The following is a 21567-nucleotide window of genomic DNA, read 5'->3' on the forward strand; positions in this document are numbered from 1 at the left end:
GTTGCCGCATCACCCGCCGGCCCTGGCCGCGGCTCCTCTGAGCAAGGCATATTGCTCAATGTTCACGGGAGCCCGGCCAATAGGCCACCGGCACAGAATAGAAGAAGGCGATGAGAATTAAAGTAACTCTTCCAACGCCCAGCAATGAACCGTACAAACCCGCAGCCGGCTTATAGCTAACAGCTAAAAGCTAAGAGCTGTACACGGAGACGCAAAATATGTTTCGCTCCAGCCCCTTTGAACTGACCGGCCCCATCGCCGACTTCGACGCCATCAAGATCCAGCTCGCCAGCCCGGAGAAGATCCGCTCCTGGTCCCACGGTGAGGTCACCAAGCCCGAAACCATCAACTACCGCACCTTCAAGCCCGAACGCGACGGCCTCTTCTGCGCCCGCATCTTCGGACCCATCACAGACTGGGAATGCCTCTGCGGCAAGTACAAGCGCATGAAGCACCGCGGCGTCATCTGCGACAAGTGCGGCGTTGAAGTCACACTGTCCAAGGTCCGTCGTGAGCGCCTCGGCCACATCGAGCTCGCCTCCCCTTGCTCGCACGTCTGGTTCTTCAAGGGCCTGCCGTCGCGCATCGGACATCTTCTCGACATTTCGCTCCGTGAGCTCGAAGCCGTCCTCTACTTCGAGTCCTACGTAGTCGTCGATCCAGGCGACGCGCCCGTCAAGGAGCGCGAGGTCATCAAGGACGAGGCCCGCTACCGCGAGCTCGACACCCAGTACCGCGTCTCCGGCTTCAAGGCCATGATGGGTGCTGAGGCCATCAAGGAACTTCTCAAGCGCGTAGAGATCATCGAGCTTTCGATTGAACTCCGCGAGCGCATGAAGACCGAGACCTCGCTCCAGAAGAAGCTCAAGTACTCCAAGCGCCTCAAGATCGTCGAGGCCTTCCGCAAGTCCGACAACCTCCCCCAGTGGATGATTCTCGACGTGATCCCCGTGATCCCGCCGGAACTCCGTCCGCTCGTTCCGCTTGACGGCGGCCGCTTCGCCACGTCCGACTTGAACGACCTCTATCGCCGCGTCATCAACCGCAACAACCGGTTGAAGAAGCTCATGGATCTCCACGCGCCTGAGGTCATCGTCCGCAACGAAAAGCGCATGCTCCAGGAGGCCGTCGACGCACTGTTCGATAACGGTCGCCGTGGCCGCGTTCTTCGTGGCGCCAACAATCGTCCCCTCAAGTCGCTCTCGGACACCCTCAAGGGCAAGCAGGGCCGCTTCCGTCAGAACCTCCTCGGTAAGCGCGTCGACTACTCTGGCCGTTCGGTCATCGTCGTCGGTCCCGAGCTCAAGCTGCATCAGTGCGGCCTCCCCAAGAAGATGGCGCTCGAGCTCTTCAAGCCCTTCATCTATCACCGTCTCGAGCAGACCGGCCACTGCACCACCATCAAGCAGGCCAAGGAGATGGTAGAGATGCAGGAGCCCATCGTCTGGGACATCCTGGAAGAGGTCATCAAGGATCACCCGGTCCTGCTGAACCGCGCCCCGACGCTTCACCGTCTCGGCATCCAGGCCTTCGAGCCCGTGCTCGTAGAAGGTAAGGCGATCAAGATCCATCCGCTCGTCTGCACCGCCTTCAACGCGGACTTTGACGGCGACCAGATGGCCGTGCATATCCCGCTCAGCCCTGAGGCACAGATTGAAGCCTCCGTCCTGATGCTGGCCTCGCACAACATCCTGTCTCCTGCTTCCGGACAGCCCATCACGGTGCCCACGCAGGATCTCGTCCTCGGCCTTTACTACCTCACAAAAGCCAAGGTCAACGCCAAGGGTGAAGGACGCGTCTTCGCCAACATCGAAGAGGTCTTTATGGCCCTCGAAGCCAAGCAGGTAGAAACGCTGACGCCTATCCGTCTGCGCTACACCGGCATGGTGCTCGACATGACCACCGCCTACGATGACCAGGACCTCACCCACACGGAGCCGGTGGAGTACAAGAACCAGTTCATCTCCACCACCGTCGGTCGCGCCATCCTCAACGATGCGCTCCCGGAGGACATGCCCTTCGTCAACGGTCTCCTCAAGAAGAAGGGAATCGGGCAGCTCATCAACTACTGCTACCTGAACCTCGGCCTTGAAGTCACCGTCAAAACGCTCGATCGCGTCAAGGATCTCGGCTTCACCTATGCCACCCGTTCCGGCCTCTCCGTCGGACTCGATGACATGGTCATTCCCGACTCCAAGTACACCGTCGTCGCCGAAGCCGAGAAGCAGGTCATCAACGTCCAGCAGCAGTACCTTGACGGTGCCATCACCAACGGTGAGCGCAACAACAAGGTCATCCAGCTCTGGTCCACGGTTACCGAGCGCGTCGCAGACGAGATGTTCAACAACATGAAGCAGGCCGATAAGGACGGCGCCATGAATCCCATCTACATCATGGCCGACTCCGGAGCCCGCGGTTCCAAGCAGCAGATTCGTCAGCTCTCCGGTATGCGCGGTCTCATGGCCAAGCCCTCCGGTGAAATCATTGAAACCCCCATCACGGCAAACTTCCGTGAGGGTCTGACGGTTCTCCAGTACTTCATCTCCACCCACGGCGCCCGTAAGGGTCTCGCCGACACCGCGCTCAAGACAGCCGACTCCGGCTATCTGACCCGCCGGCTCGTCGACGTAGCTCAGGACGTCATCATCTCGCACAACGACTGCGGCACCGTCGAAGGCATCTACGTCACCCCCATCATCGAAGCCGGTGAGACCATCGAGCCCCTGCGCGACCGCATCATCGGCCGCGTCTCGCTTGAGAAGCTCAAGGACTTCGAAGGCAAGGTCATCGTTGACATCAACGAAGAGATCGACGAAGACAAGGCCTCCGCGGTTCAGGCAGCCGGTATCGAGAAGGTCAAGATCCGCTCCGTGCTCACCTGCGAGTCCAAGCGTGGTTGCTGCATCCTCTGCTATGGCCGTAACCTCGGCTCCGGCAAGATGGTGGAGATGGGCGAAGCCGTTGGCGTCATCGCGGCCCAGTCCATCGGCGAGCCTGGCACCCAGCTCACCATGCGTACCTTCCACATCGGCGGAACGGCATCGCGCGTCTCGGACGCTTCGCACCTTGAAGCCAAGAACGCCGGTTCGGTTCGCTTCATCAACCTCGTCACCGTCCGTTCCAAGGAAGGTCACCTGGTCGCCTTCAACCGTAACGGCTCCATCGCCATCATCGACGAAAAGGGCCGTGAGAAGGAGCGTTACGCCATCGTCTACGGCGCAAAGCTCCGCGTGGAAGACGGCGTTCAGGTCAAGCAGGGCGACTACCTCGGCGAGTGGGATCCTTACACCTTCTCCCTCCTCACCGAGATCGCCGGCACCGTCCAGTTCAAGGACCTGCAGGAAGGCGTCACCCTCAACGAAGAGGTCGACGAGGTCACTGGCCTCTCGCGTCTCGTCGTCGCGGACTCGCCCGATGAGAAGCGTCAGCCCACCATCATCATCAAGTCGGCACAGGGCAACAAGCGTTACCTCATGCCGTCTCGCGCTCACCTCATGATCCAGGATGGAGACGAGGTTCACCCCGGTGACATCCTCGCCAAGATCCCACGTGAGACCACCCGTACCAAGGACATCACCGGCGGTCTGCCGCGTGTCGTTGAGCTCTTCGAGGCCCGCAAGCCCCGTGACCCGGCGATCATCTCCAAGATCGATGGTGTCGTCCGCTTCGGCGACGTCTCCAAGGGTCAGCGTAAGGTCTACGTTACGGCGGACAACGGGCAGGAAGAAGAGTACTCCGTGCCCCGCGGCGTCTACGTCAACGTCCAGGAAGGCGAGCGTCTGCGCGCCGGCGATCCTCTGATCGACGGTCCCCGCAGCCCGCACGACGTCCTGGAAGTCCTCGGCGAGCGCGCCGTTCAGATGTATCTCGTCAACGAAATCCAGGAGGTCTACCGCCTGCAGGGTGTGACCATCTCGGACAAGCACATCGAGACCATCGTTCGGCAGATGCTGCGTTGGGTCAAGATCGAAGAGGTTGGCGATACCAACTTCCTCGTCGATCAGCAGACCGACCGCTTCCGCTTCAACGAAGAGAACCAGCGCGTCCTCATGACCGGCGGACGTCCTGCCATCGGCCGCTCGCTCCTCCTCGGCATCACCAAGGCGTCGCTCTCGACCGACAGCTTCATCTCGGCCGCCAGCTTCCAGGAGACCACCCGCGTACTGACCGAGGCTTCCATCAACGGAAGCATCGACACCCTGCGCGGCCTCAAGGAAAACGTCATCGTAGGCCGTCTGATCCCCGCCGGAACCGGCATGGAGTACTACCGCAACGTCCAGCTCTCCCCAGAGCTCGAAGAAGCGGCAGCCCAGGTCCAGCAGGAAGTCACAGCAGCCATCGAAGCCGAAGAGCGCGAACTCGAACAGATGCGCATGGAAGGCGAACAAGAAGAAATGGCCGCAGAATAAGCGACCATCACAACCATCAAACAGAACGGGCGGACCCTTCGAGGGTCCGCCCGTTCTGTTATTGACGGAAGTCAGGTACACAAATAGGCTGAAGCAATGCAGGTCTCTCTTCAATACGCCACTCAGCATCTCGAAGAACTCGCATCTGCAGTAGACAACGGCGAGGAAATAGAGATCGCACGCCCTGAGAAATCGGCGATAAAGCTAGTGGTTTCAGCAAAAGCTGCGCAGTCCGAAACTGAAGGACCACGCGTACTGGGTGCGTTGCGTGGTCGTATGATCGTTCCGTCTGAAGAGGAATGGAAGAAGATGGACGAAGAGCTTGCCGACATCATGACCAACGGTCCAGTCTTTCCACCCGAATAGTCATGGACCTCCTGCTCGATTCACATCCCATGCTCTGGTCGATGTACGAGCCGGAACGTCTTTCACCGAGCGTCGCAAGCCTAATCTTCGACAGAACGAACAGACTTTTCGCCAGCCTGGGATCGATCATGGATATCTCCCACAAGGCGGCATTCCATAAGTTGCCGCTCGTAGGTTCGAACGTCTACAAACTCCTGGAACAGCTTAGGAAATATGACTGCACCATCCTCCCGATTACCCAACCGGATGTCCTAGCCGCTACGGCACTACCCCTTATCCATGGCGATCCGTTCGACCGGCTCTACATCGCTCAGGCTCAACGTCACCGCCTTACCATCCTCACAAAGGACGAACACATGAAGAAGTATGACGTGCAGACCATCTGGTAATGGGAGCAACCACAGCTCAGGTCCAGCAGGAAGTCACAGCAGCCATCGAAGCCGAAGAGCGCGAACTCGAACAGATGCGCATGGAAGGCGAACAAGAAGAAATGGCCGCAGAGTAAGCGACCATCACAACCAGCAACACGAAACGGGCGGACTCTTCAAGAGTCCGTCCTTTTCTCTTGCGCAGAAAGGCCTGAACAGCTATACCTGCCTAAATGGCACCAACGAGATCATCATTTCAAGCGCTACCCCTCACTCAAAACGAACATCGCTTCTACTTCAGCACCATTCCTGTAGATGAGTTGTTTCCATACTGCTTTGTCGCTCGAAGACAGGAAGACCCAAGCCAAGGCTTTCAGCGAACTCTTTCACAAGACAGAGCGAATGACATAGCGAGGTATCTGTCGGCTGGAAATGGGTCTATTCCCACAAACGTTGTTCTCTCTGCACAACCGATCGCCTCGCTTAAGTATATTGCTGGTTCTAAAACCCTTTCATTCTTACAAGTAGAGCGCAGTTTCCTTGTCCTCGACGGCCAGCATCGTTTGTGGGGCTATTCCAAGTGCACTCGAAAGCATCGAGTCCCTGTGGCTATTTATCAGGGCCTAACGAGAGCAGAGGAGGCCAAACTCTTTATTGACATCAATACTAATCAGCGTGGTGTACCAGCGGCGTTGCTCTTAGACATAAAGCAATTGGCAGATATGGAAAGTGTGAAAGAGAACATCATGCGTGTCCTGTTCGACCGTTTGAATACCGATGGCAAATCTTCTTTGGCCGGAAGACTCAGCCCTGCAAAACCATCTCCATCCAAAATCTCTCGTGTGGCATTCAATCGGGCCTTGGGCGGTGCGTTGGATAGTGAACTTGTTCGGGGGTTGGAGGCCGATCCTCTCTTCCAACTCGTGCGAAACTACATCAATGCTTTCGATGCCGAGCTACAGGATTCGCAACTCCTTACGAGGGCAAGTTATTTCGAAGCTATGTTCGACATTTTTGATGAAGCTCTTCGACTAACTTTGGGAAAAAAGAAGAACCTAAAGCAAGCTTCAATACAAGAAATTATTCGCACAATAGCAAAGTTGGACTTTACCGGTCAGTCGATGACAAGGAAAGAATATCTTGTCTCAATGCAGTCATCTTTACGGCAGAGCCTGGCAGTTTCGGTTGACATGCTCTAATGCTTCCCAAATTCTCAGCTTGGCAGGCTTTACGAGCGGAATCCCTAAGCTTCATCCCTTTGGAGACGAAGATATATTTCAAAGGTGCGTTGCCGCTGAGAAAATGGCGGGAGGCAGGATCATATGTTGTCGTCTCTTCAGATTCTAAGAAGATTGTTCTCAGGGCATCACGTGCTGAAGTTGGGAATGCATTTTTCACAGATGTCGAGTTCCTACTAGATCATGCTGCGGAGCATCAAGCGACGTTATACGCGGCGATAGAGGAGGCAAGTTGGTGCAGTCCCGCGTGGAGCTTCGTTACTGCTTACTACTGGTCTTTTTTTTCAGTATTGGCTCTCACGAGGCTTGCCGGGGACAGCACGTGGTTTTTGGATAAGACTGCTCTCATCGCAATGGAGAAATTGGCACAAACATCATCAGGACGACCCGGAGCAGGTACGCAATTCATGACCGTCAGCCTTGATCTTAATGGCGACGCTGAAGTGACGATCCGCCCGAGTGGAAAGAATAACCATGAGGCTGTTTGGAATCGTGCCATGTTACTTTCCAAGCGAGTCCTCGCTTCCGCTAATAAAGCATCCTCTTTGGACGAGTATCGGTTTTGGAAATGCATCGTTGAGGCGGGATTCCTTCTGGGGGAGGCTTGGCCTAGCCATCTTCGAAATGATGTCAACTATATTCCGGGGTACGCGTACGGAGAGGTAAGAAGTGTTGGCATCATAAAGACCGCGGCAGACGTAAGACGGCTCAAAGATATGAGTTTCCGAGACTTTCTCAACGATTTTGAAAGCGAGCTTTACCGGATTACATCCGGTGTCGCAGCCCTAACTTCCCCTGAGTACCTAGTAAAATTAGCTTTGCTTAATGCCTTTGCCGTGTCTTTGGTAGCGAATTCCCTTCACAAAGATATTTTGAGCCGTGTTGATGGGGATTTTCGATGGTCGCGTATGAGACAAAGATTTCTTGAGCAGCGGGTCTCAACATCGTTCGGAAATATCTGGCCTTTCGAGGCTCACTAGGTGTTACTAAGTTTCTTGCCTTAGCCATCCCACTTAGCTAACCTCAAAGCATGGAAGTCAACGTCCATCACGCCAAGACCCACCTCTCCAAGCTCATCGCCGCTGCCGAGAGCGGGGAAGAGGTCATCATCGCCCGCGCCGGCAAAGCCGTCGTCAGGATGGTCCCCGTCGCTCCACCCGCCTGCAAATCCAGCAAAAACCTGCGTGGCTCCGGCATCGGCAAGATCTGGCTCGCGCCCGATTGGGATTCGGACGAAACCAACCTCGAAATCCAGAAGCTCTTCGAAGGCTCAGCGTCCGGCGACCCTGAATGAGAGTTCTGGTCGACACCCACACCTTCCTCTGAACTCACCAACGATCCCAAAAGCTCCCGCAAAGTCCCTTGTAACTATTTCCGTCCAGTACGCCCAGACGCTTCTCAGACCTGCCCTTCGCCCCCACCACAGGCAAAAAGTCCGAGATCGGGCTACCCACCAGCCCGATCTCGCCTCATGTCCGGCGAGTCTTCCTCCCACCAGGCGCTCTACTTGATGAGTTGATATGCGTGCCAGGTATAGATCCCGATCACGCTGGCGGTAGCAAGACCCGCAGCGCTGCCAAGGATGCGCACGATGGGATCGAGCCGCGTGACCTTGCGGACGATCTCGGTCTGCTCCTCATGGGCGTTGATGTCGCGTTCATCGTTGAGGAACAGTTGCTCGTCTTCGTAGCGCGTGAGCTGACCGCGGTAGATCAGCATAGCCATGAAGCAGGCCGCCAGGACAGCCCAGACGATCAGAAGTACAGGATTGACGCTCATAATGGATTCTCCTCCCCGCAGGGGGTTCAACGTTGGGGTACCGGTCCGGGTGCCGGGCGGGTCAGCTTTTCTAGCAGCTGGCTCGTGGGGAACTCGGTCCTACGGTGTTGAACTATACTCCCGCGAGAAATCGGAAAGCCATGAAAATCCGTGGAACTTTGCTGATCTTTGGTTCAGCTTCCTGCGCCCGGAAGTAAGTTCCGGAAGTGTGACCCGAACCGCGCGGGCCGCCCGGAAACGGACTACTTGATCATGGAAAGGTGGATGAGGTAACCGGCAATGGAGACCGCGATCAGGACCAGCACTCCCAGGCCGAGAATGAAAAAGGCGGCCTGCTTGCGGGTCTTCTCGGTCGGCTGCGTGATGCCGAAGACGTTGATGAAGGTGTCGGCGAGAAAGTAGAGAACGGGCATACCGTCCATTATGCGCCCGGCATTTGGTCAGGTAGGTTGAATCCCGGCACCTGTTTGTGCATCTATTCGAGAGTCAAGGCTTGCGGGTGGGTTGAAGTGAGGACTACACTTGAAGCGTGGAGCATTTTGGTCCGAGTTCGGACTACGTGCCAGTTTTAGATAGGTTTAAGGAGATTGATTCATGGCGACTGCCCAGGTAACCCCCGAAGTTGTTGAAGCTCCTCCCGTAGCGCCGGCGACGCCGGTGAAGATGACCGATGCCGCAATCGGCAAGGTCAAGGAGATTATGGCGACGCAGGATCCGATTCCTGCTGGTCTGCGCATCGGCGTGGTGGGCGGCGGCTGTTCAGGCTTCCAGTACAGCATGTCGTTTGAGAATCAGAGCGGCATGATGGATAAGGTTCTACGCTTCGCTGACCTCAAGGTCTTCGTCGACGCAACTTCCGCCATGTACCTGAACGGTTGCGTGGTGGATTACGTCGAGACGCTAGAGGCCGCCGGCTTCAAGTTTGAGAACCCCACCGTCAAGTCCACCTGCGGTTGCGGCTCTTCGTTCAGCGTTTAGCTTTCGTATGGTTTTACGAAGCCCCACCCCGGTGCCGGGGTGGGGCTTTTCCGTTGCTCGCGAAGACACTCCGCAGCCTCACGCGTCTAACCGAAACAGCCTGAGCTAGGATGGAACGGGGTACTACGAGTTGACTGAGTTTGTCGTCAAGCTGGCGGATGAGCGTGGCAAGGTGCAGGAGCAGACGCACGCCGCTGCCACCGCCGAAGAACTGCGCGCGCGGTTTACGCAGTCCGGGTATTACGTCTATTCCGTCAAGGCCAAGGGCCTGCTGGGCGGCGATGGCAAGAAGAAGAAGGTCAAGCTGGAGACCTTTCTGGTCTTCAACCAGCAGTTTCTGACCCTGATCAAGGCCGGTTTGCCGATCCTCGGGTCGCTTGACCTACTGGCACGCCGCCAAAAGGTGTTGAACTTCCGCGCGCAGCTTGAGGATGTCGCGACGCGCGTGAAGACGGGCGAATCCATCTCCTCCGCCTTTGAGGCGCAGGGCGGATTCCCCATCGTCTATACGACGACGCTGCTGGCGGGCGAGCGCTCCGGCAACCTGGAAGAGGTGCTGCAGCGTTTCCTGGACTTCCAGCGCGTCTCGCTGACCTTCCGCAAGAAGCTGAAGGCCAGCCTCATCTATCCTTCGCTGCTGATCGTGATGGTGATCGGGCTGTTTATCTTCCTGATCACGTTCGTGGTGCCGCGCTTCGCGCAGCTTTACGACCAGTTGAACACGCATCTGCCGGCCCTGACCGTCTTCCTGCTGGACCTGGGTCGAAACGCCCAGACCTACGGGCTTTATGTGGCTGCGGTGGTGGGGCTGGTCGGCTACCTGATCTATCGATGGATGAAGACGGAGGCCGGCGCGACCACGGTCGACCGCATCCGCATCGCGCTGCCGGGCGTCGGCGGCATCTGGGTGAAGTACCAGGTGGGGCTGTTCTCGCGCACTCTTTCGACGCTGCTCACAGGCGGTCTGCCGCTGGTGCCGTCGCTCGAGACGGCGGCAAGGGCGATCGACTCCAAGCAGATTGGCCTGGCAGTCTTCAAGTCGGTCGAAACGGTGCGCGAAGGCAAAGGCCTGAGCGTCAGCCTGGCCGCAACCAAGGTCTTTCCGGAGCTTGCGATCGAGATGATCGAGGTCGGCGAGAGCACCGGCGCACTGCCGCAGATGCTGAACTCGGTGGCCGAGTTCTTTGAGGAAGACGTCCAGACCAACCTCACGGCGGCCATGAGCCTGATCGAACCAGCCATCTTGATTGTCATGGGCGTGGTGGTGGTGATCATTCTGATCGCGCTGTACCTGCCGATCTTCTCGCTGAGCGCGGGGTCGAGCGGTTAGGTTTTTGTTGAAATTTCGCCGATTCACGCCGATACTGAAGAAGAGCCGAAGCGGGTCTGCCACCCGCCTCGGGTTTTTACAGCGTTAGCCCAGCAAGTACAGGACAAGCGCGCCGAGTGTCATTGAGAGGAATAATTTCCAATCGACGATCACTTCGACGCGTAACCAGGACTTTCCCGAGTCCATACGCAACCTCCTTAGTGAGAGATGAGCCCGGTTGGCGCCGGGCTTTTCGCTTGTTAGGGCGAAACCTGAGCGACCATCGATGCCCATGCAAGCGTGCAGTTCACAGGAGGGTGCGTTGATTGTAGAGGTGGCTCAGGTATGAAGATGTGTCGATTTGCGCTGGTGGGCTGTTTTCTCCTCGCCGGGTGCCAAAGTAGTCCAAAGCCAGATACCGCCGCGGGATTCGGCACCAAAGCCGTCAGCCTTCGCGGAACCTACGGCGTCGCCCAGGGTGGCGTGACGGAACCGGTGCTGAAGGTGGACGAGACCAAAACCGGCCACGCCTTTGAAGAGCGAATCACCGGGGAATGGCGTCTTGACCCTAACGTGCCGCATGTGGCGACCGAGTCTGAAGTCAAGCGTGCGCTCGGACTGGATAGCGTCACCGGCTTCCCGGTCTTCGGGTTGGCGAACGACCAGGAGATGCTCCTGAAGGTCCCGGCCGGCTGGACCCACGGGGAACTGGCCGCGAAGAGCGGATTCATCCTCGTCAGCGGTGGGAAGGCTGTAGCGGCTCAGAAGATTGAGCTAGGCGGCCAATAACGGGTATGTCCCAGGCAAGATCGTTTTGGGAAAGTCAATGCTTTGGGCTTTGCTCTCATCGGGTGAGGGTAGGTTACGCGGCATTACACTTGTACCGGGTGATCTTATGAAAGAACTTAGGTATGAAGATCTAAACGAAGACACGCAGGCGTTTCTGGACAGCTGCCTCGCGTTGAACGAACCACTTCTCCTCACGGACGAGGATGGCAAAGGTCTCGTAAAGTTCATTCCGATACAGCCTTCGGAGCAAGTCGCCGACAATTCCCGGTAAAGTAAGACGTTGACGGAAAACGAGTAACGGAGTCTTACTGCATATGGCGACACCGATAGCGATACCAATTCCTGTGAACGACATGGGTCTGGATGAGACCGAGCGGGCCCGCGCGCTGGCCAAGCGCTATCACTCCGAGTTCGTCGACCTGAAGAACTTCAAGATCCAGCATGAGCTCTTCAAGAGCGTGCCCGTGGACATGATGTTCCGGTACAACTTCGTGCCGCTGGAGCAGGCCGGCGGCCGCCTGGCCATTGCGGTCTCCGATCCCAGCAAGCTGATGGTGCTGGACGAGATCTCCGGCCTCCTCGGCACGCGATTGGTGACCCGCGTCGCCACGCTCAGCCAGATCACGGACCTGCTCAAAAAGACCGAGCAGTCCCAGCGCGTACTCGACGAAGCCAGCGAAGGCCTGGCCTTCGACGTGCTCTCCAACGAGGAGAACGCGGACGAGAATATCTCGATCGAGAAGCTGACGGCCGATGACGACATCTCGCCCATCATCCGGCTCGTCGATACGACCATCTTCACCGCGCTCGAACGCCGTGCATCAGATATTCACCTCGAGACCTTCGACGACTCGCTGTTGGTCAAGTACCGCATCGACGGCGTGCTCCAGCAAGCCATGGCGCCCATCGCGCGCGAGCATCACCAGACCATCCTCTCCCGCATCAAGGTTATGTCGGAGCTGGATATCGCAGAGCGCCGCGTCCCGCAGGACGGCCGTTTCCGCGTCCGCTACAAGGGCCGCCTGATCGACTTCCGCGTCTCCATCATGCCCACCGTGCATGGCGAAAATGCCGTCCTCCGTGTGCTGGATAAGGAGTCGATGTCGGAGAAGTTCACCAAGCTCTCGCTGGACGTGGTGGGCTTTGCGGAGAAGGATCTGACCCGCTTCCGTCGCTATATCAAGGAGCCGTACGGCATGGTGCTGGTCACCGGCCCCACCGGTTCCGGCAAGACCACCACCCTCTACGCCGCGCTCAATGAGATCAAGTCCGAGGAAGACAAGATCATCACCATTGAGGACCCGGTCGAGTACCAGATCCGCGGCATCACGCAGATTCCGGTCAACGAAAAGAAAGGCCTCACCTTCGCGCGCGGTCTCCGTTCCATCCTCCGTCATGACCCGGACAAGATCCTGGTCGGAGAGATTCGCGACGCCGAGACCGCGCAGATCGCCATCAACTCCGCGCTGACGGGCCACCTGGTCTTCACCACCGTCCACGCCAATAACGTCGTCGACGTGCTGGGCCGCTTCCTGAACATGGGCGTCGAGCCGTACAACTTCGTCTCCGCGCTCAACTGCATCCTGGCCCAGCGGCTGGTGCGCCAGATCTGCGAGTTCTGCGTCCGCGAGATTCATTACACAGACGCAGAGCTGGTGGAAAATGGCCTGGTGCCGGATGAGTGGCGCGGCGTCGTCTTCAAGGAAGGTGCGGGCTGCATGGAGTGCTCGGGAACAGGGTATCGTGGACGTTCCGCCATCCACGAACTTCTGGAACTCGACGACGAGATCCGCGAGATGCTGCTGAACAAGAAGCCCGGCAGCGAGATTCGCAAGAAGGCCAAGGATAAGGGCATGATGTTCCTGCGCGATTCAGCGCTGGACCGCGTGCGCGAAGGCGTCACCACCTTGAAGGAGATCAACAAGGTGACGTTCATTGAGGCGGGACGTTAAGAACGATGAAGATGGGAAAGTTCGTGTTCGGTCGCGCGGTGCTTTGGATACTGGTGGCGCTGCTGCTGGGGGGCGGGTACGCGCGGCGCATCTGGGAGTTCCGCTCTGCCGGTCTGCCGCTGGGTTGGGCACCCTACACCTTTCTCGCCGTCTGGATTGCGGTGTTGGTCTTCTGGCTGGTGGCAGCGGTACGGCAATGGCAGGGCAGGGCTGAAGTTCGGAAAAATGCGGAGCGGAAGGTAGTCTAGAGACACACATGGAACTGTTGCCGACAAGTTTAGGGACCAGGCCGCGCCTCGCGGTAGAGATTCGGCCGGAGGGCGTCGTCGCCGCGCGGGCTGAGGACGCGCAGGCCCTGGTGTCGGCCGTCTCGCACGGCATCTTCGCGGAGGGTACGCTCGCACCTGGGTTGAAGCCCGGAAATCTGGTCGCACGTACGGCGGTCATCGGTGCAGTCAAAAAAGCGCTTGAAGCCGTTGCATTGAAGGAGCGGCAGGTAACCGTGGTCGTCCCGGACGCTGCCGTGCGCGTGCTGCTGCTGGACTTCGACGCGCTCCCCGCGAAGGTGGTAGAAGCTCTCCCCGTCGTCCGCTTCCGGCTCAAAAAGCTCCTGCCCTTCGACGCCGACGATGCCATGGTGAGCTACCAGGTCATGTCGACCAGCCGCAATCTGGTGCGGGTCCTTGCGGTCGCAGTCCCGAAGGATGTCCTGCACGAGTACGAAGGCGTCATCCGCGAGGCTGGCTTTGAGCCCGGCGCCGTTCTGCCGAGCACCCTCGCAGCCCTCGCCGGCATGACTGAAGCCGATACCGCCTCGCTGGTCGTCAACGCGGGCGAATCGGCCGTGACCACAGCCATCGTTCGCGGCGGCGTTCTACTCCTGCACCGCACGGTCGATCTCGCCGCGGAGGGTATGCACGACCTGGTTGAAGCTGCCGCAATCATCCCGGTAGCTCCCGTCCTTGAGGTTCCCGTTGAACTGCTGGCGCTGCCGCTCGTAGACGCAGAAACCTCCGCAGGAGAGTGGGCCATGCAGGAGCCCGTAACCGGCTACGGCGTTCTGGACGACCACCACATCGATCAGGCCGAGCGCCTCGCCCAGACCATCATGGCGGAGGCCGCCGCCGAGATCGCAGAGCTGGAGCGCCTGGACCACGTTGCCGTCCTGCCCATCGCCCTCACCGGCCTGGAGATTGAAGAGGCTCGCCTGACCGCAGCCGCGCGTGAGGTCACGCAGGCAGTCAGCGTCGCCGCCGCCTACTTTGAAGACACCCTGGAGTCCTCGCCCGGTACGATCCTGGCCGCCGGAACCATGGGCGCCGACGTCCTCTGCCGCTTGCTCCGCGAAGCCGGCTTCGGAGCTGACGAGATCCGCGTCCGCGAGACAGTGGAAGCAACCATGCTCACCGGCGGAGCCGTCACCACGCGCGTACCGCCCGGCTGGATGGCCGGCGTGCGGGGGGCCCTGAGAAGCTAATGCGTATCTCCATCAATCTCGCGAGCAAGCCCTTCGTCGAGCTCCGCCCGCTCTTCGCCAAGATTCGGCTGGCCATGGCCGTCTTGGCTGTCCTGGCCATCGGCTTCACTCTCTGGCTCAACGTCCTCACCGCCCGCGCCAAGGCCGCAACGGCCCAGATGGATCGCGTCAAGGCCAGCACCGCCGACTTCCAGAACGAGCGCGCACGCAATGAAGCCCGCATGAAGCAGCCGCAGAATAAGGCCGTGCTGGATCGCTCGCTCTTCCTCAACCAGCTCTTCGCCAATAAGAGCTTCAGCTGGACCGCCACCATGATGGACCTGGAACGAGTCCTCCCCGAGGGCGTCCAGGTCACCAGCATCGAGCCCGTCATCAGCAAGGAAGGCGACGTGAACATCCGCCTGCGCGTCAGCGGCGACCGTGACCGCGCCATCCAGCTCGTCCGCAACCTCGAGACCTCGCAGCGCTTCCTCGGCCCACGCCTCGCAGGCGAGTCCGCCCTGACAGCAGACAAGGCCAAGGCTCTCGGCGGCCTGCAGAACGTCAGCGCCGCAGCCGGCGGCACCCCCATCGGCAGCGGCGTGGAGTTTGAGATCTTCAGCGGTTACAACCCACTGCAAGCCCCCAAACCCGCTTCTCCGAAGTCTTCAAAGTCATTGGCTCAATCCGTAGCTCAGGACCAGTCCCTGCCGCCTGCGCCCACCGTCGTTCATAATCGCCATCCAAAGAAGCCGTCGGCCGATGAGCCCACCGTCCCAGGCGCAGCCGCGACACCGAAAGGGGTGAAGCGATGACCTCGCCCGCACGCGTCATGGCCGTCAATCTCAAGCGTCAGACCAAGGATTGGCTCAGCCCGCTGAACCTGCACTGGGCCGGCCTGGGCCTGCTCGGCCTGGTCAACCTGTATCTCATCATCCACATGGCCTTCGCCTGGCGCACCGCCAGCAGCCAGAACGCGGAAGCGCTCGCGCAGCAGCAGGTCGAGCTCAAGACCGCCGAGATCGCCGCCCGCCCGCTCCAGGGCCTGGACGCGAAGCTCAAGGACGCCAGCCAGAACGCAGACCGCTTCGCCCTCGAGCGCCTCCCCATCAGCTACTCGGAGGTCGCCAGCGAGCTCGGCAAGCTCGCCAAGACCGATAACGTCCGCCTCACCCGCGTCCAGTACGCCCAGAGCGCAGTCGATGGCGATGCCGCCGGCCAGCTCACCCAGGTCCAGATGGACGCCAGCCTTAGCGGCGACTATCGCTCGCTCGTCACCTTCATCAACGGCCTGGAACGCGACCGCGTCTTCTTCCTCATCAGCGCCGTCGCCCTCACCGGCCAGCAGACCGGCCAGGTCAACCTCCGCATCCGCATCAACACCTATCTGCGCGGCGTCGGCTCGGCAGAGGAGATGGCACGCGTGCAGCTTGATACCGAAGCCGCCAAGACGCCCGCACCAGCGGTCGTCCCCATCTCCGCACCCGTCGCAGGAGGTGCGCGATGAAGCTCGGAACAGAAGACAAGAAGAAGCTTTACCTGGTTAGCGGCGTCGGTGCGGTCGCACTGCTATGCCTCTATCCGCTTTATAACGAACTCTTCGGGGGCCCCTCCGGCCCTCCGCCCGTAACCGCCCCGGTCATTAAGGACGTCACGCCCGCAGGCTCTTCCAGCAGCAGCACGGTCGCCCCGGGGAAGGCCGTCTCAGCGCCCCCGGGCTTCGCGGTCGGCGGCAAGATCGCGCAGAAGGTCGGCACCGGCGGTGGCCAGCTTGACCCCACCCTGCACATGGAGGCGATGCACATCACGGAGGCTCTGGTCTACACCGGCACGGGCCGAAACATCTTCGCCGCCGGCCCGTCGCAGATGGAGATCGCCGCCATCGCCAAAGCCAAGGCCCCCGCACGCCCCATCCCGGTAGCCATAGCTGCGGCCCGTCCGGCTGAACCCACCGGCCCACCGCCGCCGCCGCCCATCGACCTCAAGTTCTTCGGCACCTCCACCGCCGCCAACGGAACCCGCCGCGCCCTCCTGCTGCATGGTGATGACGTCTTCCTCGCCTCCGCCGGTGACGTCGTGCAACGCCGCTACCGCGTGGTTGAGATCGCCGCAAAGTCCATCATCGTAGAGGACATTCCCAACACCAACAAGCAGACGCTGCCGCTGACCAACTAAAACGCCATGAACAGGCCCCTGAACAAGACGAAGGCGCAAGGCGAGGATGGATTCCTGCTGGTCGCGCTCGTCGTGGCCATCTTCCTCATCCTGCTCGCGCTCAGCGTCGCCGCCCCGCGTGTCGCCAGGCAGTTGCAGCGGGAGCGAGAGGTGGAGTCCGCACACCGCGCCAACCAGTATGTCCGCGCCATCCGCCTGTACTACAAGAAGTTCGGCAACTATCCCGCGTCCATGGAAGCGCTGAAGAAATCCAACAACATCCGCTTCCTGCGCCAGGAATATGTAGACCCGCTCACCGGCAAAAGCGACTGGCGGCTCATCCGCGTCGGCACCAACAAGACCAAGGTCAAAGGCTTCTTCGGCGAGGATCTTCCCGGCCTGGCTGGCGGACTTGGCTCGGCAGCCAACCTCGGCTCAGCCGCAAGCTCCGGCTCCGGCTTCGGCTCTGGGAGTGCCTTCGGATCGTCAAGCGGCAGCGGCAGCGGAGCCAGTGGTCTGGGTGGCACCTCAGGCACCACAGGAATCACCTCCGGCTCAGGAACCACCACTGGGACTGGCACCGGGACAGGCACCGGGTCAAGCTCCGGTTCATCCTTCGGCTCAAACAGCGGCTTCGGCAGCGCAAGCAGCCAGGATGCCTCCTCGCTCGGCGGCTCAAGCGGCCCGTTCATGGGTGTAGGCTCCGCCAAAACAGGCGAGGCCATCCTCGTCGTCAACGAGCAGACCAACTACGAAGACTGGGAGTTCCTCTACGATCCGCGCATCGAGCAGATGTACGCCAAGTCCAGCCTGCTCGGCGGCGTCTCCTCCGGCTCGAGCTCGGGCTCCCTGGGCTCGCTCGGAGGCAGCAGCAGCGCAGGGCAGGGAACGACCGGCAGCCCAACCAGCCCAACGAGCGGTTTTGGCAGTCCCACCACGCCGACCAACCCGACCTCGCCCACGTCCCCTACCCCCCAGTAGGGAACGCGGGCGTAACCGATTAGATCCCTTCCAGCATCTCTGCCCGTGGATCATCCGGGTTCAGCTTAGCCAGCTCCCGCAGAATCTCCTTCGACCGTTCATCCTGGATCTTCGGCACCACAATCTTGACCTCCACGATCTGGTCGCCGCGCAGCCCTTCATTCACCGCTGACGGCACACCCTTCTCGCGCAGCCGCAGCTTCTGTCCGTTCTGCGTACCCGGCGGAATCCTAAGCTGGCTGCGGCCATCGATCGTCGGCACATCGATCTTCGCGCCCAGCGCGGCTTCCATCAACGTGACTGGAATCGTCGCGTAGATATCGTCCGCCGTGCGCGTAAACACCGGGTGCGAGCCGATCTTGATGATCAGGAACAGATCGCCGTTCCCGCCGCCATTGATCCCCGCATTCCCTTTGCCCGCCAGCCGAATCCGCTGCCCATCCCGCGTCCCCGGCTTGATCCGGAACTCCAACGGCTCGCGCCTGGTCACCACGCCGGCCCCATCGCAGGTCGCGCAGGAGTTCTGCACCTGGCCGGAGCCGCCGCAGCGCGGGCACTGGATGTTGAACTTCATACGCCCGCCCATCTGCGTCACCTGGCCGGAGCCACTGCACTCCGGGCACTCCATCGCGCCGCCTGTCGTGGACTTGCCTTTGCAGGTCGGGCAGGCCTCCTGGCGCTGAATCTCCAGCCGAGTCGTCCCGCCGCGAACCGCCGTCCAGAAGTCGATCGACACCTGATACTCCAGGTCTGTACCGGCTTGCGGACCACGCTGCGCGGTCTTGCCTCCGCCTCCGCCGTTGAACATGCCGGAGAAGATGTCCTTGAACGATCCGCCGAAACCTGCGCCTTCGTTCTGTTTCGCGCTGCCCCCTCCCGGTTGCTGCTGGAAGTCGGTGAAGTCGAACCCGCCGAAGTCGAACGGAACCTCCTGCCCGCCGTACGATCCGCGTCCGCCGCTGCGTGGAGGCGCGCCGCCTGCAAACGGATTGCCCCCATATCCGCCACGCGACGCTGCCTCAGCCGCCGCAGGGTCGATGTTGTCCGAGTAGAAGCCGAGCTGATCGTAGATCTTGCGCTTCTTCTCGTCGGACAGAATATCGTTGGCTTCGGAGATCTCTTTGAACTTCTCCTCGGCCTTCTTGTCGCCGGGATTCACGTCCGGATGATGCTTGCGTGCAAGCTTGCGGAACGCCTTGCGGATCTCATCCGTGGTGGCGCCCTTCTTGATGCCTAAAGCGGCGTAGTAGTCCTTGTTCTGTGTTGCCATATCAGTTCGTCCTTATGCGGCGTTCGAGCGGAGAGCTCCGGTTTTCTTGTCGATTGGGGCAGGCCTTACATCCTGCTGAATGATCGTGTCGCTGGCGTCGCGTGCGCACTCCAGGTCATAGTGGGTCTGTAGATTCATCCAGAACTCAGGCGTCATGTGGAAGTAGCGAGCCAGCCTGAGCGCGGTATCGGCAGTGATTCCACGCCGTTCGTTCACGATCTCGCTGACGCGCGTCGCTGGAACGCGAATCGCCATGGCGAGCGCATTGGCGCTCAACTTCAAGGGGATCAGGAACTCCTCACGCAGCATCTCGCCGGGATGCGTCGGCGGAATCCGGCCCTTCGACCTCTCTTGAGTCGGACTAATGGTAGTCGACGATTTCGACTTCAAAGGCATTCGGCTCCTCCCATCGGAAACAGATTCGATACTGCTGATTGACTCGGATACTATGCTGCCCCTTACGGTCACCCTTCAACGCTTCGAGATGATTGCCCAGGGGAACTGCAAGCTCGGAAAGGAGACGGACTGCATGCAGCGCAGACAGCTTCCGCAGGATGACCTTCTCCAGTCCAGAGAAGCGGCGGCTTCTTTCGCGTGAGAAGATGCGTTCTGTCTCGCGATCTGCAAACGTTCGAATCACTTCATCAGCTTACACGCTCAGCGTTATACGCTTCCAGTCAAACGTCACTCAGCCTGGCACGTAGGGCACCAGAACAGGTTCCGGGAAGCCACAATCTTCGTCTTGATCGCCGTGCCGCAGATAAAGCAAGGCCGCCCCGTCCGCCTGTAGACATAGTGCGCCTCCTCGTTCAGCGCCTCACCCGTCTTATGCGGACGATCCTTCGCCTTCGTCGTCACGATCCGCCGATCCACCATCGCATCCGGCATCAGCTTCACGGCATCCTTGTAGATCGCCTCCAGCGTCTTCTGGGGCACCTCATTCCCCGGCTTGAAAGGACTCAGCCGCGCACGAAACAGCAGCTCCGCCCGATAGATATTTCCCACACCCGCCAGGATCGATTGGTCCATCAGCAACTGCCCAATGTCGGTCTTGCGCGTCGCAATCCGCTCCAGCATGGGTCCCGGCTTGTCATGGTTCAGCGGGTCAGGTCCAAGCCGGTCCAGCAGCGTCTGCCACTTCTCCGCATTCCATAGCGAGCAGTCCGTAGGCCCGCGCAGCTCCAGCCAGTCCGTCTTCGTCCAGATCCTCAGCCGTAGTGCGCCGCGAGGCTCCGGCATCGGCGGATGCCCTTCGCTGAAGTCGCCGTACAGTCCCATGTGGACGTGCAGGATGCGCTGCTCGCCTTCAATCTTCCCGAAGTCGTATCCCAGGTGCTTGCCCACAGCCGTCACCTTCACCAGCGTGCGCCCATCGAGCAGCGGAGCATCCGTGAACCGGCCCTGCGGCGAATCCACCCGCACCTTCTTACCCGCAAACACTTCGTTGTGCAGATTCGCCCAGCGATGAAGCTCATTTCCCTCAGGCATCTTGTTTATTCCTTCACCGGTCCCGCATCAGGGTCGGACTGCTGAATCTCCCGCACCACCTCACGCGCAATATCCCGAGCCTCACGAGCCGGCACCCGCCGCGTCCGTCTTGGCCGCCCACCCGACTCCAGCTCATACCGATAGTGTTCGATGATCCGGTCCGGCGTCCACAGAGCCCAGTGGTTGCCCTTCTGGTTGTGCATGCGGTTGATCTGGATCTCATCCATCTGCCGCATCAGATGTTCGAGATCGTCGTAGTGCTCGGCATACATGGACTCGGCTGATTCAATCAGCGGCTGCATATCCACATACACCGGCTGCGCCCACTCATAGAACGTGTGCCAGACGTCGTAGACGTCCAGGTGGCCCTTCTTGACCAGCAAGGAAAGGTGCTCATAGAAATCGAGCACCTCAAACACACTCACCGGGGGCGCTTCAAGACTCCAAGCCAACAGCGCCGGCTGATCCTCGTTGCTTACATCCAGACGTGCCTGCGCCAGCCTGCGTCGCGCCCCCACAAAATTTTCAGAAAGGAAGAAGCTCAACTGCTTCTCAAGATTCTCCACCGAACGATAGTTCCGTTCATGCCGAAGCTGGAGGCCCGCATATCCAATCGCGCCCACGCTGGTCAGTACCAGAATCGAGGTCGCAACGGCCTGCACGGCCACCCAGTCAACGGCCACGCACTAGTTCCAGAACTGCGATGCTTCAATGGCCTCGATCGAGATCGTCTGATCGGGCTCCATCTGGCGCATCTTGAAGGCAAACTGTTCCGCTTCGGCTTCATTGTCGAACATCATCCGGTTGTAAAGCTGACCGGCGCGAAGCTGATCGCATTTCCACATGGTGTCTGTCATCGGTTTGCCTCCAGGAGATGAAATTGAACTACGCGTACCTCAGTCGTTCAGGAGCTCTACTCGGGGCCCAACTCCTCATGCCTTGTTTCAACACCGGTTCACATCGTTTGACGCACGTTAACAGTCCCGGGAGTCAGAATCTTTCCTGTGAATACGAACCGGCAAGCAGATCG

The 21567-nt window shown here is 59.8% G+C and carries 24 protein-coding genes; 16 read left to right on the top strand and 8 right to left on the bottom strand.

Going from position 1 to position 21567, the window contains the following annotated elements:
- Positions 1-218 precede the first annotated feature (218 nt).
- The 6 genes from rpoC (at position 219) to ACIX9_RS04705 (ending at position 7675) form a co-directional block, all read left to right on the top strand.
- Positions 219-4409, top strand: a complete 4191-nt coding sequence (gene rpoC / locus ACIX9_RS04680) for a DNA-directed RNA polymerase subunit beta' (protein WP_013579321.1) — start codon at positions 219-221, stop codon at positions 4407-4409.
- A 96-nt stretch (positions 4410-4505) separates the two neighbouring features.
- Complete coding sequence (locus ACIX9_RS25625; RefSeq protein ID WP_013579322.1) at positions 4506-4775, top strand: hypothetical protein; 270 nt, start codon at positions 4506-4508, stop codon at positions 4773-4775.
- A gap of 128 nt (positions 4776-4903) precedes the next feature.
- Entirely contained in the window at positions 4904-5164 is a 261-nt protein-coding gene (locus ACIX9_RS25630) for a type II toxin-antitoxin system VapC family toxin (RefSeq protein WP_157477307.1), read from the top strand.
- Between the two features lie 212 nt (positions 5165-5376).
- A complete protein-coding gene (locus tag ACIX9_RS24520) occupies positions 5377-6342 on the top strand; it encodes a DGQHR domain-containing protein (RefSeq protein ID WP_013579325.1) in 966 nt (321 codons plus the stop codon).
- 59 nt (positions 6343-6401) lie between these two features.
- Positions 6402-7361 (top strand): hypothetical protein, encoded by a 960-nt coding sequence (locus ACIX9_RS04700; RefSeq protein WP_157477309.1) that lies wholly within the window; start codon positions 6402-6404, stop codon positions 7359-7361.
- Between the two features lie 50 nt (positions 7362-7411).
- Positions 7412-7675 (top strand): type II toxin-antitoxin system Phd/YefM family antitoxin, encoded by a 264-nt coding sequence (locus tag ACIX9_RS04705; protein ID WP_013579327.1) that lies wholly within the window; start codon positions 7412-7414, stop codon positions 7673-7675.
- A 209-nt stretch (positions 7676-7884) separates the two neighbouring features.
- Here ACIX9_RS04705 and ACIX9_RS04710 read toward each other — a convergent pair whose 3' ends face one another.
- Both ACIX9_RS04710 and ACIX9_RS04715 read right to left on the bottom strand, forming a co-directional pair.
- Complete coding sequence (locus ACIX9_RS04710) at positions 7885-8160, bottom strand: hypothetical protein (RefSeq protein ID WP_013579328.1); 276 nt, start codon at positions 8158-8160, stop codon at positions 7885-7887.
- Between the two features lie 242 nt (positions 8161-8402).
- On the bottom strand, positions 8403-8573 hold the full coding sequence (locus tag ACIX9_RS04715) for a hypothetical protein (RefSeq protein ID WP_157477311.1): 171 nt from the start codon (positions 8571-8573) through the stop codon (positions 8403-8405).
- 181 nt (positions 8574-8754) lie between these two features.
- Between ACIX9_RS04715 and ACIX9_RS04720 the strand changes: the two genes are divergently transcribed.
- The 10 genes from ACIX9_RS04720 to ACIX9_RS04775 all read left to right on the top strand — a co-directional run bounded on the left by ACIX9_RS04720 (position 8755) and on the right by ACIX9_RS04775 (position 17779).
- Positions 8755-9138 (top strand): HesB/IscA family protein, encoded by a 384-nt coding sequence (locus tag ACIX9_RS04720; protein WP_013579330.1) that lies wholly within the window; start codon positions 8755-8757, stop codon positions 9136-9138.
- Between the two features lie 130 nt (positions 9139-9268).
- Positions 9269-10468, top strand: a complete 1200-nt coding sequence (locus tag ACIX9_RS04725) for a type II secretion system F family protein (RefSeq protein WP_013579331.1) — start codon at positions 9269-9271, stop codon at positions 10466-10468.
- Between the two features lie 324 nt (positions 10469-10792).
- A complete protein-coding gene (locus ACIX9_RS04735) occupies positions 10793-11236 on the top strand; it encodes a hypothetical protein (protein ID WP_013579333.1) in 444 nt (147 codons plus the stop codon).
- Between the two features lie 314 nt (positions 11237-11550).
- Entirely contained in the window at positions 11551-13188 is a 1638-nt protein-coding gene (locus ACIX9_RS04745; protein WP_013579335.1) for a GspE/PulE family protein, read from the top strand.
- A gap of 5 nt (positions 13189-13193) precedes the next feature.
- Positions 13194-13436, top strand: coding sequence for a hypothetical protein (locus ACIX9_RS04750; RefSeq protein ID WP_013579336.1), 243 nt, complete (start codon positions 13194-13196; stop codon positions 13434-13436).
- Between the two features lie 8 nt (positions 13437-13444).
- The gene (locus tag ACIX9_RS04755; protein WP_013579337.1) at positions 13445-14665 is read left to right on the top strand and encodes a type IV pilus biogenesis protein PilM; all 1221 of its coding nucleotides are present in this window, start codon (positions 13445-13447) and stop codon (positions 14663-14665) included.
- Entirely contained in the window at positions 14665-15459 is a 795-nt protein-coding gene (locus ACIX9_RS04760) for a PilN domain-containing protein (protein WP_013579338.1), read from the top strand. The genes ACIX9_RS04755 and ACIX9_RS04760 overlap by 1 nt, the downstream gene beginning before the upstream one ends.
- A complete protein-coding gene (locus ACIX9_RS04765; RefSeq protein ID WP_013579339.1) occupies positions 15456-16151 on the top strand; it encodes a hypothetical protein in 696 nt (231 codons plus the stop codon). Before ACIX9_RS04760 ends, ACIX9_RS04765 begins: the two co-directional genes overlap by 4 nt.
- The gene (locus ACIX9_RS04770) at positions 16148-16819 is read left to right on the top strand and encodes a hypothetical protein (protein WP_013579340.1); all 672 of its coding nucleotides are present in this window, start codon (positions 16148-16150) and stop codon (positions 16817-16819) included. Before ACIX9_RS04765 ends, ACIX9_RS04770 begins: the two co-directional genes overlap by 4 nt.
- A gap of 6 nt (positions 16820-16825) precedes the next feature.
- Positions 16826-17779 (top strand): type II secretion system protein, encoded by a 954-nt coding sequence (locus tag ACIX9_RS04775; RefSeq protein WP_013579341.1) that lies wholly within the window; start codon positions 16826-16828, stop codon positions 17777-17779.
- A gap of 19 nt (positions 17780-17798) precedes the next feature.
- Here the strand turns inward: ACIX9_RS04775 and ACIX9_RS04780 are convergent, their stop codons facing one another.
- The 6 genes from ACIX9_RS04780 to ACIX9_RS26305 are packed head-to-tail and all read right to left on the bottom strand — an operon-like array spanning position 17799 to position 21394.
- Positions 17799-19049 carry a DnaJ C-terminal domain-containing protein gene (locus tag ACIX9_RS04780; RefSeq protein ID WP_013579342.1) on the bottom strand — a complete coding sequence of 417 codons (1251 nt, stop codon included), beginning with the start codon at positions 19047-19049 and terminating at the stop codon, positions 17799-17801.
- Positions 19050-19061: 12 nt separating this feature from the next.
- Positions 19062-19445, bottom strand: a complete 384-nt coding sequence (locus ACIX9_RS04785) for a HigA family addiction module antitoxin (protein WP_013579343.1) — start codon at positions 19443-19445, stop codon at positions 19062-19064.
- Positions 19411-19689 carry a type II toxin-antitoxin system RelE/ParE family toxin gene (locus tag ACIX9_RS24525; protein WP_013579344.1) on the bottom strand — a complete coding sequence of 93 codons (279 nt, stop codon included), beginning with the start codon at positions 19687-19689 and terminating at the stop codon, positions 19411-19413. The genes ACIX9_RS04785 and ACIX9_RS24525 overlap by 35 nt, the downstream gene beginning before the upstream one ends.
- 44 nt (positions 19690-19733) lie before the next feature.
- On the bottom strand, positions 19734-20537 hold the full coding sequence (locus tag ACIX9_RS04790) for an Fpg/Nei family DNA glycosylase (protein WP_013579345.1): 804 nt from the start codon (positions 20535-20537) through the stop codon (positions 19734-19736).
- A gap of 5 nt (positions 20538-20542) precedes the next feature.
- Entirely contained in the window at positions 20543-21220 is a 678-nt protein-coding gene (locus ACIX9_RS04795; protein WP_013579346.1) for a hypothetical protein, read from the bottom strand.
- Between the two features lie 3 nt (positions 21221-21223).
- Positions 21224-21394 carry a hypothetical protein gene (locus ACIX9_RS26305; RefSeq protein ID WP_013579347.1) on the bottom strand — a complete coding sequence of 57 codons (171 nt, stop codon included), beginning with the start codon at positions 21392-21394 and terminating at the stop codon, positions 21224-21226.
- Positions 21395-21567 lie beyond the last annotated feature (173 nt).

Origin of the sequence: Granulicella tundricola MP5ACTX9 (assembly GCF_000178975.2) — a bacterium.
In the GTDB taxonomy this organism is placed as follows: Bacteria; Acidobacteriota; Terriglobia; order Terriglobales; family Acidobacteriaceae; genus Edaphobacter; species Edaphobacter tundricola.